Here is a 17,346-nt window from a genome sequence, read left to right as displayed (position 1 = left end):
GATTTTTTCACTATTTTCCATTTACCGCTCCCCAGATGCAAGGTATAATCCCGCCGCAATATTTCACCTCTAAAATCCTACTCAACTGGGGAGATGTTGCCTATGCTACGTTTAATTAAAGAAGCGCTAACCTTTGACGATGTGTTACTTGTTCCTGCGCATTCGACTGTACTCCCAAACACCGCCATCCTTAAAACTCGCCTGACCAATACCATTGAACTGAATATTCCGCTTGTGTCTGCCGCTATGGACACTGTGACCGAAGCGCGTCTCGCGATCGCCATGGCACAGGAAGGTGGCTTAGGTTTTATTCATAAAAACATGAGCATAGAAAAGCAGGCCGAAGAAGTTCGTAAAGTAAAAATTTACGAAGCGGGTGTGGTGCAACAACCTGTAACGGTAACGCCTTCAACTACGCTGGCGGATCTTAAAGTACTGACCGCGAAGAATGGTTTTGCGGGTTACCCTGTGGTAAACGAAGCCAATGAATTGGTGGGTATCATCACTGGCCGTGACGTACGTTTCGTGACTGACTGGAGCAAAACCGTAGAAGAAGTGATGACGCCAAAGGCGCGTTTAGTCACTGTTGCGGAAGGCACTAAGTTAGATGAAGTGCAAAAATTAATGCACTCAAACCGTATCGAAAAAGTGTTAGTTGTCGACGATAACTTCAAGCTGAAAGGCTTAATCACAGTAAAAGACTTCGAAAAAGCTGAGCGTAAGCCTAATGCCTGTAAAGACGAATTAGGTCGTTTACGTGTGGGCGCCGCCGTAGGTGCCGGTGCCGGTAACGAAGAGCGTGTCGATGCACTGGTGAAAGCCGGTGTTGACGTGCTGCTGATCGATTCTTCCCACGGCCACTCTGAAGGCGTGTTGCAACGTATCCGTGAAACCCGCGCTAAATACCCAGATTTACAAATCATCGGTGGTAACGTGGCAACAGCTGAAGGCGCATTAGCCCTAGTTGAAGCTGGCGTTAACGCGGTTAAAGTTGGTATTGGCCCAGGTTCTATCTGTACTACACGTATCGTGACGGGTGTGGGCGTGCCACAAATTACCGCAGTGTCTGACGCTGCCGAAGCTGTAAAAGGTTTAGGGATCCCAGTTATCGCCGACGGCGGTGTACGTTTCTCCGGTGACTTAGCCAAAGCCTTAGCCGCAGGTGCATCATGCATCATGGCGGGTTCAATGTTTGCGGGTACCGACGAAGCGCCGGGCGAAACCGAACTCTACCAAGGCCGTGCCTATAAGTCATACCGCGGTATGGGTTCTTTAGGCGCCATGTCTCAAGGTTCTTCTGACCGTTATTTCCAATCTGATAATGCTGCCGACAAGCTGGTGCCAGAAGGCATCGAAGGCCGTGTACCTTACAAAGGCAAGCTTAAGGAAATCATCCATCAGCATATGGGCGGTCTGCGTTCATGCATGGGCTTAACAGGCTGTGCCACGATCCAAGAACTGAACGAAAAAGCGCAGTTTGTGAAAGTGACGTCTGCGGGCATGGGCGAGTCCCACGTTCACGATGTGACCATCACTAAAGAAGCGCCAAACTACCGTTCAGGTGCGTAAACGTTTGTGATAACGGGGCGGCGATAAGCCGCCCCGTTATTAAGATTTGTATGCCCTCAAGATTGAACCTCGCAGTCTTGAGCTAAGTTAAAACAATAGATGAGATAAAGGTTATCCATGAGCGATATTCATGAGCATAAGATACTGATCCTCGACTTTGGATCTCAGTACACCCAGCTAATTGCCCGTCGTATCCGTGAGATTGGTGTTTACTGTGAGTTATGGGCGTGGGATGTGACCGAAGCCCAAATCCGTGAGTTTGCCCCTAACGGGATTATCCTCGCTGGCGGCCCAGAAAGTGTGACTGCCGACAACTCTCCCCGCGCACCTGAATATGTGTTCAATGCTGGCGTCCCCGTTCTAGGGATCTGCTACGGCATGCAAACTATGTCTGAGCAGCTGGGCGGTAAAGTAATTCAAGGCGTGGGCGAAGGCGAGTTCGGCTACGCTCAAATCGAAATGTTAGCGCAATCGGCTCTGTTTAAAGATATTGAAGACGCAGTGAGTGCCGATGGTAAATCTCTGCTCGATGTGTGGATGAGCCATGGCGATAAAGTTTCGGCTATCCCAGAAGGTTTCGTGGCCGTTGCTAAAACGGACACTTGCCCATTTGCGGCCATGTCTTGTGAGGAAAAACGTTTCTACGGCGTGCAGTTCCACCCTGAAGTAACCCATACCCGCCAAGGAATGCGTATGCTGTCGCACTTCGCCTTAGATATCTGTGGCTGTGCGGCCAACTGGAAACCTTCTTCAATCATCGAAGACGCTATCGAACGCTTGAAAAAGCAAGTAGGCGACGACGAAGTAATTTTAGGTCTGTCAGGTGGTGTGGATTCATCGGTAGTGGCCATGCTGCTGCACCGCGCAATTGGCAAAAAACTGACCTGCGTATTCGTTGATAACGGCTTACTGCGTTTAAACGAAGCGAAGCAAGTCATGGAAATGTTTGGTGATCATTTCGGTCTGAACATTGTTCACGTCGATGCGGAAAACCGCTTCCTTGACGCGCTGAAAGGCGAAGCCGATCCAGAAGCGAAACGTAAAATCATCGGTCGTGTATTCGTTGAAATCTTCGACGAAGAAGCCAAGAAATGCGTTAACGCTAAATGGTTAGCCCAAGGCACCATCTACCCAGACGTGATTGAATCCGCTGGCAGCGCCACAGGTAAAGCCCATGTGATTAAGTCGCACCATAACGTTGGCGGTCTGCCAGACGATATGGAGTTAGGTCTGGTTGAGCCACTGCGCGAACTCTTTAAAGACGAAGTGCGTAAGATTGGCCTTGAGCTAGGTCTACCATACAACATGCTTTACCGCCACCCGTTCCCAGGCCCAGGTTTAGGCGTGCGTGTACTGGGCGAAGTGAAGAAAGAATACTGTGATTTGCTGCGCCGCGCCGATGCGATTTTCATCGAAGAGCTGCACAAAGCTGATCTTTATAACAAAGTCAGCCAAGCATTTACCGTCTTCTTACCGGTTCGCTCTGTCGGTGTGATGGGCGATGGCCGTAAATACGATTGGGTGGTGTCACTGCGCGCCGTTGAAACCATCGACTTTATGACCGCTCACTGGGCGCACTTGCCATACGATTTCTTAGGCCGTGTGTCTAACCGTATCATCAACGAAATCGACGGTATCTCCCGTGTGGTTTACGATATTTCAGGTAAGCCACCAGCAACGATCGAGTGGGAATAATCTTCCATTAGGAAATGTCTGACACTAGCTGGCAGTAAGCTATATCTAAGTCCGTGTAATAGCGGACTTTTTTTGTTTTTGACTTAGTAGTGTTTGGCAATATCTGGCACGGTTTGACCATGGTATTTTGATGGGTATGATTTATCGGTAATACCATGGATTATGCCCGATATCATGCTGAATGTTTTTGTTGGTACATGGTATTGTAACGTTGTATGTATATGTATTTTAAAGGTTAATTCATATTTTTGATAGGTTTTCAGCATGGTATTAAAGAACTACTTAGAGGCCGAGACATGCTCACCGATACCAAGCTTCGCAATCTCAAACCCAGAGATAAACTTTATAAAGTTATCAACCGCTCTTGATTGGCCTGATGCTGAACGTTATCCTAAGCACTGTCTAGAAGATGCGCACTGCGATTGGTTAGCGGTCATACCGACTAAATCGCCTAGGATTATGTTTGCTTCGTTTGCCACAGTTGACGGTCCAGTCTGGGCTGAATACTATGAGCAACGTATAGAAGATGCACACAGTTTTACTTAGCAGACAGTGGCCTCACCAGCAAACATCGGCCTAACCAGCCAAGCAAAAAGCCGCCCTAGGGCGGCTTTTTGCTTGGCTGGTTCTGTGACAAGTCTAGGAATCCTTCACTTGGGTAGTATATAGTCTGCTGTCCTTGGTGCCTGACACTTCTCCCGATTGGATCAAGCCTAGCAATAGGAGCACACCCACACAGTGCAAGATAGTAAGTTTATCTTGGTGTCGCGACATTCAATGGACTTGTTCACGCCGTGGGAATTGACACTTATGATTCGGAGAGTCCTTTGTTCCCAAGTTTGACCTGAACTACATACAAGCTTCAAAACGAACAGATCAAATTAGACATAGGGAAAGCATGTATGACGGATGATGCCAACGCAGAACAAGATACTATCCGGAATTGGTTGACCAATATAGACCATGAGCGTGATCCCCTTGGCAGTATCACTACAGATTGAGTTATATCAACTTCTGGAAGCTTGCAAATCGCATGAATATGTAAATCATGAGAATGCTGCTTTGAAGAGGGTGCTTTTTTATTAAGTTAGAGTTAAGGGAGTTTGCTGGGTAATGGAAAACATAGACGAACGCGATATCGATGCCGTTCGCTTCGAAAAGCATTTTGTAGAGATCTGGAAAGAAAAAAATCTTGATATAGAGAATGAGGCGCACAAGCTTGCCATATTTCTGCTATTCACAAAGCTTCACTCAGAAAGCATATTATATCCTTGGTCATGGGCCGATACTGCGACGGTTCATGGTTTGTTAGACGCCAAGCGGGTTGCTAATAAATGGTTGGGACTCAAGGTCTCTGATGTAACAGCGAGTATGTGGGAGGGTCTGTCACAAGATGTGCTGGATAAGCTACGTGATCTTGTTAGCAATAGCGGCAATTTTTCGGAATCATTGTATCAATTGGATTTTCTTGTAAAACGATTGGGTGCCCAGCATTTTTCAAATAAGTGGGCTGGTAAAGTTGAAAGCTTCGTCGCCGATTTTGCACAGGGCTGGTCAGTTAGGCATCGGGCAGTCGTTGACATGAACACGATGACGACAGGTGAGCTAGGGGTTCGTCTAAAAGACGTTCAGGCCGGTGACGATTACGTATTGCCGGCTGAGCTTCAGCCCCATCTTTTCGAGGTCTGTCTTCGTCTTCATGCTCATAACGTGCAATTCCAGTTATTAGCAGAACAGAGGGCAGACAGTTCTTGGCGCGGCGTGGGGGCAGCCTACAAATTTGCTTGGCCGAGTCGCTATCGTTCGGAGTGGACAAATGAGGTGCGTCCCTTTGAGCTCAATGGTCTTGAGTTCGCTCAATGGTTCCTTGACCATGGACATGGCCAACGTATCACGATTGTAGTCCTTCCCACAGCTGATTTACGAGGCAAAGGTCGGGGGACCGAGATTCGGCATTATCTGCTACAGCGTAGGTGTGTTCTAGGTGTAGTAGAGATACCTGCTCGAGTGTCTGGGCGTACACGACTTTCGATGCTGATAATGGCGAAGGAGCGGTCCAGTAACGATGAATCAGTCCTGCTGATGAACGGTCGCGCGGTAGATGGATTACGGGACGAGCCTCTGGATCGCTTGGCTAGATTTCTCTGTGCCCCATTCCTAGACGCAATGAAGGGGTATACATTGCGTCGGTTGCCTTATGAGGCCGATCTGGGTGATGCGCTATTAAATCGTGCTCGGAAGATGTTCGGGGCGAAGTTACACGAGGTGCCTGGATTTTTTCGCTATGTGCAGTTAGAAGAAATTCTGGACAACCAGAACGCGGTTCTCGATCCATCTCAGTGGATTTCCGAGCGTGATCTTATGGTCGCTAGCGATCTGCTGGATGGTTCCCCTGTTTACAAGCTGTTGGAGGAACGAGAGCGACCCTGCTGCGTTTACGTCATCGGAAACAACGGTGCGGGAAAAAGCATGCTCTTACGTCAGCTTGCTAAGGCATATGTGACGTCTGGGCGGCCTGTGCGTGCTATCGCTTCTGCAACCAGTGACAGATTCGAGGCCAAAATGGGGGCAACAGCCGACTACGTTTACCTAGGAGCGCGCACTAGTAATATGTCCACACAGCCGCGAAGGCTTGGACGTAAGTTAGCCGAGTTGATGGTTGCTATCCATGCCGACCGCGACAAGATCGCAGCGGTAAGCAGAGTTCTCGAACAACTGTCTTTTGCGGGTCAACATTATCTATTGCCGGAGTCCGCTACCTCCGATGTCCTGGAGTCTGTGCGTGAACTTGGTGTCGATGGGGCTCCAAGTAACATGAATGGGTGGAAGCTCGGCTTTCGAAAAAACCATGAGAATTCGATAGTTCCCTTTGATCATCTTAGTACCGGCGAACAGCAGCTACTGCTTCTGACGGCAAGGCTTGTTGAATACGCCCGGCCCGGTGTTGTCTTCCTGATCGATGAGCCCGAGACTAGCTTGCACGTCGCTTGGCAGCGAGCACTGCCATCGGTTTTTCAGACTATCAGCCGAGACTTCAATTGCCAGATGGTTATCGCTACGCACTCACCGATTCTAATTTCTACCTCGCGTGGGGACGACACATACCGATTTATGGCTGATGGTGGTGTGCTAGAAGTAATTGGGGAGCAAGCTGCAAGTAGTGTCGAACGAGTGCTTTTTCAGGGGTTCGATACCTACACAGGCAACAACCGAGAGGTTCACGAACGCTGTGCTGAGTTGGTTTCGCGGGCTATAGAGTTTGCCAACACGGAGCAAACTGAAATGTTGCCAAGCATCTTTGATGAATTGCAACAGATGGAGGAGAAGGTTACTAGAGCTGTCCCAGCGCTTGGCTCCGAGGTACCTGCGCGGCACCTTGATCTCATTCGAAGAGCTACTCTCGCGATAGAGGAACTGACTAGCTCCGATAAGTCTGAGGAGGCCAGATCGTGAATCAACTAGTGACCGCAGAGAAAGATTTCGGGAAGAACGTATTGACCTCGGTCGAGGCTAGAGCTTTCTATCGTGAATGGCGAAAACTTGCATCAAACAGAGCCAACCTCTGGTCTGCCATACGTGCTGCTACATTTACGGTGGAGGGCCAAAAAGATGGTTCCGGTATGAAGATCATATCAGCACTTCGATCCCACCTTGCTGCTCTGCAAGCTGAACGCTGTTGTTACTGTCGACGTCGCCTTGTTGGGATTGCTTATGCGCGGCCCATTGAGCATATCCTGCCCAAGAACACCTACGGGCAGTACACCTTTACATACCGTAATCTTGCAGTAGCATGCTTCGACTGTAACCTTGTCAAGAGCAAAGCCAATTGGTCAACTTGGCCACAAAATCGTAGGCGGTACATCAATGAAAAGAGCTGCAACGGTTTTTTTCATGCTCGCCTCCATGATTATGACTCTCATGTCAGATATTTTCATTTGGAGACGAATGGTGCATCAATCAGCGTCTACGTTGGCTTGACTCCCCAGGGACGGCATCTTTGTGTTGAGCTACTGAGCAAATCCTCGGAGAGAACCCTTGCGGAAAGTGCCAACCCAAGGTTTTCTGCCGCAATGGACAAACTTCGTGGCCAAGTTCAGCAGATGGCAGCGACAACTGACGACACCAAGTTGTTGGACTTCATGGAAGCGTTGGAACTTGCCGCTGACCCGTTGTAATGCAGCAGCCAGTCGAGTAGGGACGATTTTAGGCCACTTATTAATGAATGGATTGTTGCCAGGGAAAGACGATACTCCACCTGATCATGTACAGGGCCCTCTTTGCGAGCACTTGCCCCTACAAAGTCGGCTGCAGTGTGTCCTATAACAAAAGAAACACTGAGACCATATCTACACACTGAATGTGGTATTTCCCATGGTATTGGAGAGCCTGCAACCGCTAACTGGCTGACAAATAAGGTCAAAAGTCACTGTTTACCTTAGAGTGAGAATAATTTTTTGTCTTGATGACATGATGCATTAACGAAAAGGCGCCAAGTGCGCCTTTTTTATTGGTTATGGGTATAATTGCCCACATTGTTGATTAAAGAGAATCCTTAAGTGGAGCAGACAAAACTGAACCCAAAAACCTTGCATGCGAAGACGCTCAGCTCCGATGAACTTAGCGCTGATGAACTTGGCGCTGATGAACTTGGTTGTGATGAAGCTAGTGGTAATGTGCTAATTGGCGAGCAACCTTGTCTCAATCAAGCGAGTCTCAATCAAGTGGATGTTGAACAAGCTCGAGTCGATGAACATTGGATGCGTGTCGCGATGGCCATGGCGGAAAAGGCCGAGGCTGCGGGTGAAGTTCCAGTGGGGGCAGTTTTAGTCAAAGAGGGTCAGCAAATCTCCACTGGATACAACTTGTCTATCAGTGAGCACGACCCGTGCGCCCATGCTGAAATTCAGTGTTTGCGAGCAGCGGGACAGACGATTGAAAACTATCGACTCCTCGATACCACCCTTTACGTTACCCTCGAGCCTTGTGCTATGTGCGCCGGTGCCATGGTGCATAGCCGGATTGCCCGCGCAGTATTTGGGGCAAAGGATGAGAAGACGGGCGCCGCAGGAACAGTGCTTAATCTCTTGCAGCATCCAGCCTTTAATCATCAAGTTGAAGTTACATCTGGGGTGTTAGCACAGGACTGTGCTGACCAATTGAGCCGCTTTTTTAAACGTCGCAGGGAGGAAAAGAAGGCTTTAAAACAGGCTCAAAAGGCGCAGCAGGGGACGCTATCCTAAGGAGTTTGGAGACTCGCTTAAGCGTTAGTCTTGGGCTTGGAGAAACGTAAAAAACAGTTTGTGGCGATTCAGCACCCGGCGATGGCGAATTTTCAGTGTGGTGCGACGGCGAGATGCGCTGTTATTGATGGTTTTTCTTCTCATATAGACCCCGTTTTCAATCTTGTTATTGTTTAGGTTAAGGCTATTTTGCTTTGGTTAACGGCTATGGGCTAACGCGCAATGTTTATTATATTGACCTGTAACTATGACAGTATCAGCAGAGATCTCAGGCGGCAATCCCCCTCGATGCATCTGCTCTATAAAGCAGCGTTTTTAGCCGAAAGCAAGCTCACTTTAGCCTGTATTGGCTTAATCAAAGATTAAAATCGTGGTTTGATGACCGCAAAAAAGCAAGGCTGCGGCGTAAGTCAAGTGATTGAGGGGGAAGCGGTTAGGGCTATTTCGGCTTATCAGGGCTGAGGGTACCGGGCACTGGCGCAGGGCCATCTTCCGAGGCGAGGTCGCTCGGTTCTTCCTCATCGCTATTTTGTTGTTTAGATTGATTATCGACCCAGACTAAGGTGTCGTAATAGCGGCGAATGCTGTCGACGTAATGCACGGCTTCGCTACCACGGGCATAGCCATAGCGGGTCTTCTGGTAATATTTACGTTTTTGCAGCAGTGGCAATACCTTTTTAAGATCGCGCCAGGCGTTGGGATTAAGCTCCATGGACTCGGCGAGTTTACGGGCATCTTCCACATGGGCATAACCGATATTGTAAGAGGCCAGCGCAAACCACATGCGTTGACTCTCGGGGATAGACTCGGGCAGACGGTTGATCATATCCCGTAAATAAGCGGCGCCGCCGCGAATACTCTCTTCCGCATCGAGGCGGTTCGTAATACCAATTTCTTTGGCGGTCGGCTGCGTGAGCATCATCATGCCGCGCACCCCTGTCGGCGAGCGGGCATTAGGATTCCAATGGGATTCTTGATAACTGGTCGCCGCCAATTTACGCCAATCTAAGTCACCGGCGTGGGTTTCGAAAAGCTGACGATAGCGAGGCAATACGGTTTCGATGGCGCGCAGGAAGGCGCGGGTATCGATATAGTCGAAACGCTTAACATGACCAAAGTACTTTTCGTTTAAGTGATCGAGTGTGCCGGCGAGTTTTTCTTGGTGCCAAAACGCCAATAACTGACTCATCAAACCGTCACTATGAGTGGGTGGCAGTAACCAAACCACATCAAGCTTTTCTTCTAGCACGAGCCCTGAACGCAGATCTGGTAAATAACGGCGGTTAATCTGCACGCTGCTCGAGTCGGCGATGGTGTAGTCGATTTCCTTGTTGGCGATCATCGCCAGCAGCTCTTCGCTGTCTTTATCTGTGACTTGATCCCATACCAGCGTCGGATGGCGCTTCTGTAATTGCGTCAAGGTTTCCACAAAAGAAGAGTCGGCAATTACAGTAATTTTGCCTTTTAAATCTGTAATGTCTTTGGGTGTTGGCATGCCTTCACGGTAAACCAGTACTTGATTGACGCGATACAGCGGCGGGCCTAAACGGAATTGTTCACGCCGTGCAGGAGTTTCAGTCATCCCCGCGGCAATGATATCAATCTCGTTTTTTTTCAATGCTTCATAGAGTTCGGCGCGGTTGGTGTAGGGCACCATTTTTAAGGGCACATCGAGATACTCGGCAAACAGCACCGCCATATCGTAATCGAAGCCGCTGTTACCTTGGCCCGAGGTCATATAAATTTGCGGGCCATAAAGGGTACCGACCCTTAATTCGGTGAGTTTATGGGGGACATATTCTGTTTCTTCCACGGTCACTTGCTGACACGCCGTCAGTAAGAAACCTAAGATAATCGCGAACAGAAATCGAGTCATTAAACACACTTTATTAAATAAAATCAAAATGATGAACAGTAGAAGGTCAGTGAGGTAACAAGGATAAACTGGCTGACATTGCTGTGATTATATCCGTTTGTCGCCAATTACGTAAAAAAATCGTACCGCATGGAATACGAAGAAGGGGAAAAGGGCCGCTTTTTATCTTAATAGGAAACACTGTTTTACGTAAGGTCACAGGTGATTTGTGACAGACATTTCCTTATAATAGCGCCATCTCTGACCCCTGCAATTATAAATATAAGGTGAATTGACGTGATGGAGATCATCCGCGGAGCCCCAGCACTCTCGACGTTTAGAGTGCAAAAGCTAATGGAGGCCTGCGTAAACGCTGCGCTTCCGGTACGCCAAATCTATGCTGAGTATGTTCATTTAGCGGATTTGAGCGAGTTGCTTGAGACCAATGAGCGTGAGCAACTTGAAAAAATTCTCACCTATGGACCAGCTATCGAAGCCCATACCCCCCAAGGTTCACTCCTGTTTGTTACTCCCCGCCCCGGCACAATTTCCCCATGGTCTTCTAAAGCCACTGATATCGCCCACAATTGTGGTTTAGGTAAAGTGAAGCGCTTAGAGCGTGGTGTTGCCTATTATGTGGAGTCAGACACTTTGACTGTCGAGCAGCAACAAACCCTCAAAGGGTTATTGCACGACCGTATGGTTGAAGTGGTTCTGGACGATTTTGCTAAGGCCGATGTGCTGTTTAAGCGCACTGAACCTGCACCTTTCAAGAGTGTGAACGTATTGGCTGAAGGTCGCCGTGCCCTTGAAGTGGCCAACGTCGAAATGGGTCTGGCGCTCGCCGAAGATGAAATCGATTATTTAGTCGAAAACTTTGTGCGTTTGAACCGCAATCCAAACGATATTGAACTGATGATGTTTGCTCAGGCCAACTCAGAGCACTGCCGTCACAAGATTTTTAACGCAGATTGGACAATTGATGGTGAGGCGCAGCCTAAGTCTCTGTTCAAGATGATTAAAAACACCTTTGAAACCACACCAGACCACGTGTTATCTGCCTATAAAGATAACGCCGCTGTGATGGAAGGTTCGGTTGCGGGACGTTTCTTCCCCGATCCAAACGGTGTATACAGCTATCACACTGAACCAATGCACGTACTGATGAAAGTGGAAACCCACAACCATCCAACGGCAATCAGCCCATACCCAGGTGCGGCGACGGGTTCAGGTGGTGAGATCCGCGACGAAGGTGCAACCGGTCGTGGCTCTAAACCTAAAGCGGGTTTAACTGGCTTTAGCGTATCGAATTTAAAAATCCCAGGTTTTGTACAACCATGGGAAGGCAACTACGGTAAGCCTGAGCGTATCGTCAGTGCGCTGGATATCATGACCGAAGGTCCACTTGGCGGCGCGGCGTTTAACAACGAGTTTGGTCGTCCAGCCCTATTAGGTTACTTCCGTACCTATGAGCAAGAAGTCTCTAGCCACAACGGCGTAGAAGTCCGTGGTTATCATAAGCCCATTATGTTAGCGGGTGGTTTAGGTAATATTCGCGAAGAGCATGTACAAAAAGGCGAAATCACCGTCGGTGCTAAGCTGATCGTACTCGGTGGCCCTGCGATGAACATCGGTCTGGGCGGCGGCGCGGCATCTTCTATGGCGTCAGGTCAATCGAGCGAAGATTTAGACTTTGCGTCAGTACAGCGTGAAAACCCAGAAATGGAGCGCCGCTGTCAGGAAGTGATCGACCGCTGCTGGCAGTTAGGCGATAAAAACCCAATCCAATTTATCCATGATGTGGGCGCGGGTGGTTTATCTAACGCATTCCCTGAGTTAGTGAATGATGGCGGCCGTGGTGGTATCTTCAATCTGCGCAATGTGCCATCGGACGAGCCGGGCATGAGCCCGCTGGAGATCTGGTGTAACGAATCGCAGGAACGTTATGTACTTTCGGTTGCTGCCGAAGACTTGCCTTTATTTACTGCAATTTGTGAGCGTGAGCGCGCACCGTTTGCGGTAGTGGGCGAGGCGACGCAAGAGCAGCATTTAACCCTAGCCGACAGCCATTTCGATAACAATCCCATCGATTTACCACTCGAGGTGTTATTAGGTAAAGCACCTAAGATGAGCCGTAATGTGGTGTCTAAAAAGGCGGTTTCACCTGCACTTGAGCAAAGCAATATCGATATTAAAGATGCGGTTAAACGCATTCTTAGCTTGCCAACAGTGGCGGACAAAACCTTCCTGATCACTATTGGTGACCGCACGGTAACGGGTCTAGTGAACCGTGACCAAATGGTTGGCCCATGGCAGGTGCCAGTGGCTGACTGCGCGGTAACGGCGGCAAGCTTTGACACCTACGCCGGTGAAGCCATGTCACTGGGTGAACGTACGCCGCTGGCACTGCTCGATTTTGGCGCCTCTGCCCGTATGGCGGTGGCCGAATCGATTATGAACATCGCGGGTGCGGATATTGGTTCGTTCAAACGTATCAAACTGTCGGCTAACTGGATGTCGGCCGCAGGTCACCCTGGCGAAGATGCGGGTCTTTATGAAGCGGTTAAGGCCGTCGGTGAAGAGCTGTGTCCAGAACTTAGCCTGACCATTCCTGTCGGTAAAGACTCCATGTCGATGAAAACCGCATGGCAGCAAGATGGTGTGAATAAAACCGTGACATCACCAATGTCATTGGTTATCACGGCCTTTGGTGTGGTGCAGGATATTCGTAATACCGTGACGCCAGAGCTGCGCAGCGATAAAGGTGAAACCTCTTTATTGCTAGTTGATTTGGGCGCGGGCCAAAACCGCTTAGGCGGTTCTTGTTTAGCGCAGGTTTACGGTGAGTTAGGCGATGTCGCACCAGACTTAGACGATGCTGCACTGTTACGTGGTTTCTTCGAAACCATGCAAAAGCTGGTGGCTAATAAGTTAGTGATTGCTTACCACGATCGTAGCGATGGTGGTTTATTCACGACCTTGGTGGAAATGGCCTTTGCGGGTAACACTGGCTTAGACATTGATATAGAAGATCTACAGGGCACTGATTTAGAAATACTCTTTAATGAAGAGCTTGGCGCTGTGCTGCAAGTGAGCCGCGATAACGCTGCCAAAATCGCCGCTCAGTTTGCCATCGCTGGCGTACCTTGCCATGTGATCGGAACGCTAGCCGATGATCAACGCATCACCATTAAAGAGGGTGAGCGTGAAGTGTTCAGTGAAACCCGTGTTGCACTGCGCACTGTGTGGTCAGAAACCACTTACCGTATGCAAGCGCTGCGTGATAACCCAGCCTGTGCATTAGAAGAATTTAAGCTTAAGCAGGATGAAACTGACTTAGGTTTAACGGTTAAGTTAAGCTTTGACCCAAGTGAAGATGTGGCTGCGCCTTATATCCTTAAAGGTGCTGCACCTAAAATGGCAATCCTGCGTGAGCAGGGCGTAAACTCCCATGTCGAAATGGCTGCTGCGTTTGATCGCGCAGGGTTTGAAAGCCGCGACGTGCATATGTCTGACATTCTGTCAGGCCGCATTAGCCTTGAAGAGTTCCAAGGTCTAGTGGCCTGTGGTGGCTTCTCCTACGGTGACGTATTAGGTGCCGGTGAAGGTTGGGCTAAGTCGATTCTGTTTAACGAGCGTGCTCGCGATGAGTTTTCACGTTTCTTTGAACGTGACTCAAGCTTTGCGCTCGGCGTGTGTAACGGCTGTCAAATGTTATCAAATCTGAAGGAAATTATTCCTGGTAGCGAGCATTGGCCACGTTTTGTACGTAACCGTTCAGAGCGTTTTGAAGCACGTTTCAGCTTGGTTGAAGTGCAACAAAGTCCGTCATTGTTCTTCCAAGGTATGGCGGGTTCACGTATGCCAATCGCTGTATCCCACGGTGAAGGACATGCTGAGTTTGCTAGTGCACAGGCGCTGGCCTTAGCAGAGGCTTCTGGCACCATTGCGCTGCGTTTTGTGAATGGTAAAGGTGAGATCGCCACCCAATACCCACAAAACCCGAACGGTTCGCCAAACGGGTTAACCGGTATCTGTACTACTGATGGCCGTGTGACCTTGATGATGCCACACCCTGAGCGTGTATTTAGAACGGTTGCGAACTCTTGGCACCCAGATAACTGGGGGGAAGACAGCCCATGGATGCGGATGTTCCGCAATGCGCGAGTCAACTTAGGCTAAGGTTTTTATTGATAAAACCATCACTTAAGTGACTAAAAAGGAGCGAAAATTTTCGCTCCTTTTTTATATATAAAACGCATCTTTTAAAAAAATAATATATTTTAATATGTTAGCTTTATCTGCGTTTTTTCTAATGCAATCAATTTGAAAAATACCGGCTTAATCAGCTAAATACCTCTTAATAAGTAGTTCACACAAGTGAAACAAAACCTTATTGCCATTATTTAGTCGCTTTAATGCCTGCCATCTACGGACAATAAAAATAAAAAGCCCCCAACTCATCGAGAAGGGGGCTCGTTTTGCGCTAACAAAACTTCAAATCAAATCAGTATTATTTCAGAGTAAGCGGTGAACGATTACAGCTCATGCGCTGTATAAAGTTCAACAAAAACACGCTTATAGCTGTTAACCAGACGTTCGAATAAGTTTGTCATATCTCTTTCTCCACACCAAAGTTAGACCTATGTGCGCGGAGTTGGGCTTGTCTGGGACACTTCACCAGTCGTACCAAACCGTCTCCTTAACACAGGAGATATATTAACCAATCTCACAGTCACTCTCAAACGAGAAAAAATACAATTAATCATTAAAAAAACTAATTAATATTAGTTGATTTGTTTTTTTGCTAATCCTTTATGCCTTTTTAACTTATTGTTTATAATAGTTTATTTTGTGTGTTTGCATTTTTTTATGATTATTGTTTTATTAGTGTTAATGTTGTTTTTTATTTGTTTTTTGTTGTTTTTGCTGGTTATGGTAGTAATTTGTACTAAAGTGCTTAAAAGTTTATTTTTTAATTCTTTCAATTTTGTTCTCTACTTCATATTTTTTTTCCTGTCAATAGGGTGTCAAAGTGAAGTGTGTGCCCTGCCGCAAAACCCATCTAAACCCCTGAGTTTGATTGATTTGAATCAAAGGCGGGTGGTATAAAATACTCACAAATGAAAGCGATTAAATATCTTAACTATCTGATATTTATATCGATGGGATCATTTGTAGGATTGGGTGGTGAGGTGGAAGTCTCAAAGCCGAGCGATAGTGTGACTAGGGTCTCAGTATGCAAGGAAAAAGGGGATTTTTAGGCCTTGCTGCCTCGATGTAATGAAAAAGATGATATTTAACGGTTTATACTGGCTTCAGCTATAAACACAAAATGAAAACTCACTATCCTACAAAGGCACTTGCTATGAATGGCTCATGTTGTCGTAGCAATTGGACGCACCACGTAAGGAGTCACCGATGATTGTTGAAGAGGTTGTTGAGCTATCGCGGCTACAGTTTGCGCTGACAGCCATGTATCACTTCCTGTTTGTTCCCTTAACCTTGGGGTTGGCATTTTTGCTGGCTATCATGGAATCACTCTATGTGATGACTGATAAACAAATTTATAAAGATATGACTAAGTTCTGGGGTAAGTTGTTTGGTATCAACTTTGCCTTGGGTGTATCAACGGGTTTAGCGATGGAATTCCAGTTTGGTACTAACTGGTCTTACTATTCACACTATGTAGGTGACATCTTTGGTGCACCACTGGCTATCGAAGGTTTAATGGCATTCTTCTTAGAATCGACCTTCGTAGGTATGTTCTTCTTCGGTTGGGATCGTTTCTCAAAACGTCAACATTTAGCGACAACTTGGTTGGTGGCTTTTGGTTCCAACTTCTCCGCACTGTGGATTCTGGTAGCAAACGGTTGGATGCAAAACCCTGTGGGTAGCGTGTTCAATTACGAAACCATGCGTATGGAAATGACCAGCTTTGCTGATGTTATCTTCAACCCTGTTGCACAGGTGAAGTTTGTCCACACTGTGGCTTCTGGCTATGTAACAGGTGCAATGTTCGTATTAGCGATCAGCTCTTACTACATTCTGAAGAAACGTGACTTACCTTTTGCCCGTCGTTCATTTGCGATTGCCGCCAGCTTTGGTATGGCATCTATCCTGTCTGTTATCGTTCTGGGTGACGAATCAGGTTATAAAGTGGGTGAAGCGCAGCGCGTTAAGTTAGCGGCAATTGAAGCTGAGTGGCATACAGAGCCTGCTCCAGCGGCCTTTACTGCGGTTGGTTTCCCAAATCAAGAAACCATGCACACCGATTTCGCGGTGAAGATCCCTTACGCTATGGGTATCGTGGCAACACGTTCTTTAGATGAAGAAGTGACTGGTCTGCGTGACTTAGTGGCTGAACACGAAGTGCGTATTCGCAATGGTATGAAAGCCTATGAGATGCTGGTGAAACTGCGCGCTGGTGACAAGTCTCCAGAGCTACGTGAAGCGTTCGAAGCGGCGAAAGTTGACTTAGGTTACGGCTTATTGCTGAAGCGTTATACCGACAATGTTGTAGATGCGACAGAAGAGCAAATCAAAGCGGCTGCGAAGGATTCTATCCCGAACGTGGCACCGATTTTCTGGAGCTTCCGTGTGATGGTTGGCTTAGGCTTTGTGATGTTGATTGTGTTCGCGGCGGCCTTCTGGCAAAGCACACGTCATCAAATCGAAGAGAAGAAATGGGTTCTTAAAGCGGCACTCTTTAGCTTGCCATTACCTTGGATTGCGATCGAGTGTGGTTGGTTTGTGGCGGAATATGGCCGTCAACCTTGGACCATCTCTGAGGTTCTGCCGACCTTTATGTCTGCTTCGAGTCTAACGACTGGGGATCTGTGGTTCAGTATTATTTCGATTTCACTGTTCTACACTGTGCTGCTGGTGATCGAGATATTCTTGATGCTTAAGTTTGCCCGTCTTGGCCCTAGCAGTTTAAAGACTGGTCGTTATCACTTCGAGAAACTAGAAGCCTAAGCAGAGGAT

General features: G+C 47.9%; 8 protein-coding genes. 7 read left to right on the top strand and 1 reads right to left on the bottom strand.

The genetic code is table 11. The features are described from left to right. The first annotated feature begins 102 nt into the window (after positions 1–102). From guaB to tadA, 5 genes are all read left to right on the top strand, one after another. Complete coding sequence (gene guaB / locus ACUZ8J_RS14735; protein WP_011622022.1) at positions 103–1,569, top strand: IMP dehydrogenase; 1,467 nt, start codon at positions 103–105, stop codon at positions 1,567–1,569. Between the two features lie 117 nt (positions 1,570–1,686). Then, on the top strand, positions 1,687–3,264 hold the full coding sequence (gene guaA, locus ACUZ8J_RS14730) for a glutamine-hydrolyzing GMP synthase (RefSeq protein ID WP_011622023.1): 1,578 nt from the start codon (positions 1,687–1,689) through the stop codon (positions 3,262–3,264). A 1,113-nt stretch (positions 3,265–4,377) separates the two neighbouring features. Continuing rightward, positions 4,378–6,717 carry an AAA family ATPase gene (locus tag ACUZ8J_RS14725; RefSeq protein ID WP_446694237.1) on the top strand — a complete coding sequence of 780 codons (2,340 nt, stop codon included), beginning with the start codon at positions 4,378–4,380 and terminating at the stop codon, positions 6,715–6,717. Then, entirely contained in the window at positions 6,714–7,439 is a 726-nt protein-coding gene (locus ACUZ8J_RS14720) for an HNH endonuclease (protein WP_446694236.1), read from the top strand. The genes ACUZ8J_RS14725 and ACUZ8J_RS14720 overlap by 4 nt, the downstream gene beginning before the upstream one ends. Before the next feature lie 546 nt (positions 7,440–7,985). After that, positions 7,986–8,504 (top strand): tRNA adenosine(34) deaminase TadA, encoded by a 519-nt coding sequence (gene tadA / locus ACUZ8J_RS14715; protein ID WP_446694945.1) that lies wholly within the window; start codon positions 7,986–7,988, stop codon positions 8,502–8,504. A gap of 439 nt (positions 8,505–8,943) precedes the next feature. Here tadA and mltF read toward each other — a convergent pair whose 3' ends face one another. Further along, positions 8,944–10,380 carry a membrane-bound lytic murein transglycosylase MltF gene (mltF, locus tag ACUZ8J_RS14710; RefSeq protein WP_011622025.1) on the bottom strand — a complete coding sequence of 479 codons (1,437 nt, stop codon included), beginning with the start codon at positions 10,378–10,380 and terminating at the stop codon, positions 8,944–8,946. 279 nt (positions 10,381–10,659) lie between these two features. Here mltF and purL point away from each other — a divergent pair, with 279 nt between their 5' ends. Then, complete coding sequence (gene purL, locus ACUZ8J_RS14705; protein ID WP_446694944.1) at positions 10,660–14,541, top strand: phosphoribosylformylglycinamidine synthase; 3,882 nt, start codon at positions 10,660–10,662, stop codon at positions 14,539–14,541. A gap of 1,239 nt (positions 14,542–15,780) precedes the next feature. Beyond that, positions 15,781–17,337, top strand: a complete 1,557-nt coding sequence (locus ACUZ8J_RS14700; RefSeq protein WP_037420657.1) for a cytochrome ubiquinol oxidase subunit I — start codon at positions 15,781–15,783, stop codon at positions 17,335–17,337. The last annotated feature ends 9 nt before the right edge of the window (positions 17,338–17,346 follow it).

The sequence above is a fragment of the Shewanella sp. Koi 1 genome (assembly GCF_052907445.1).
This window is presented reverse-complemented; position numbering and strand designations above follow the sequence as displayed.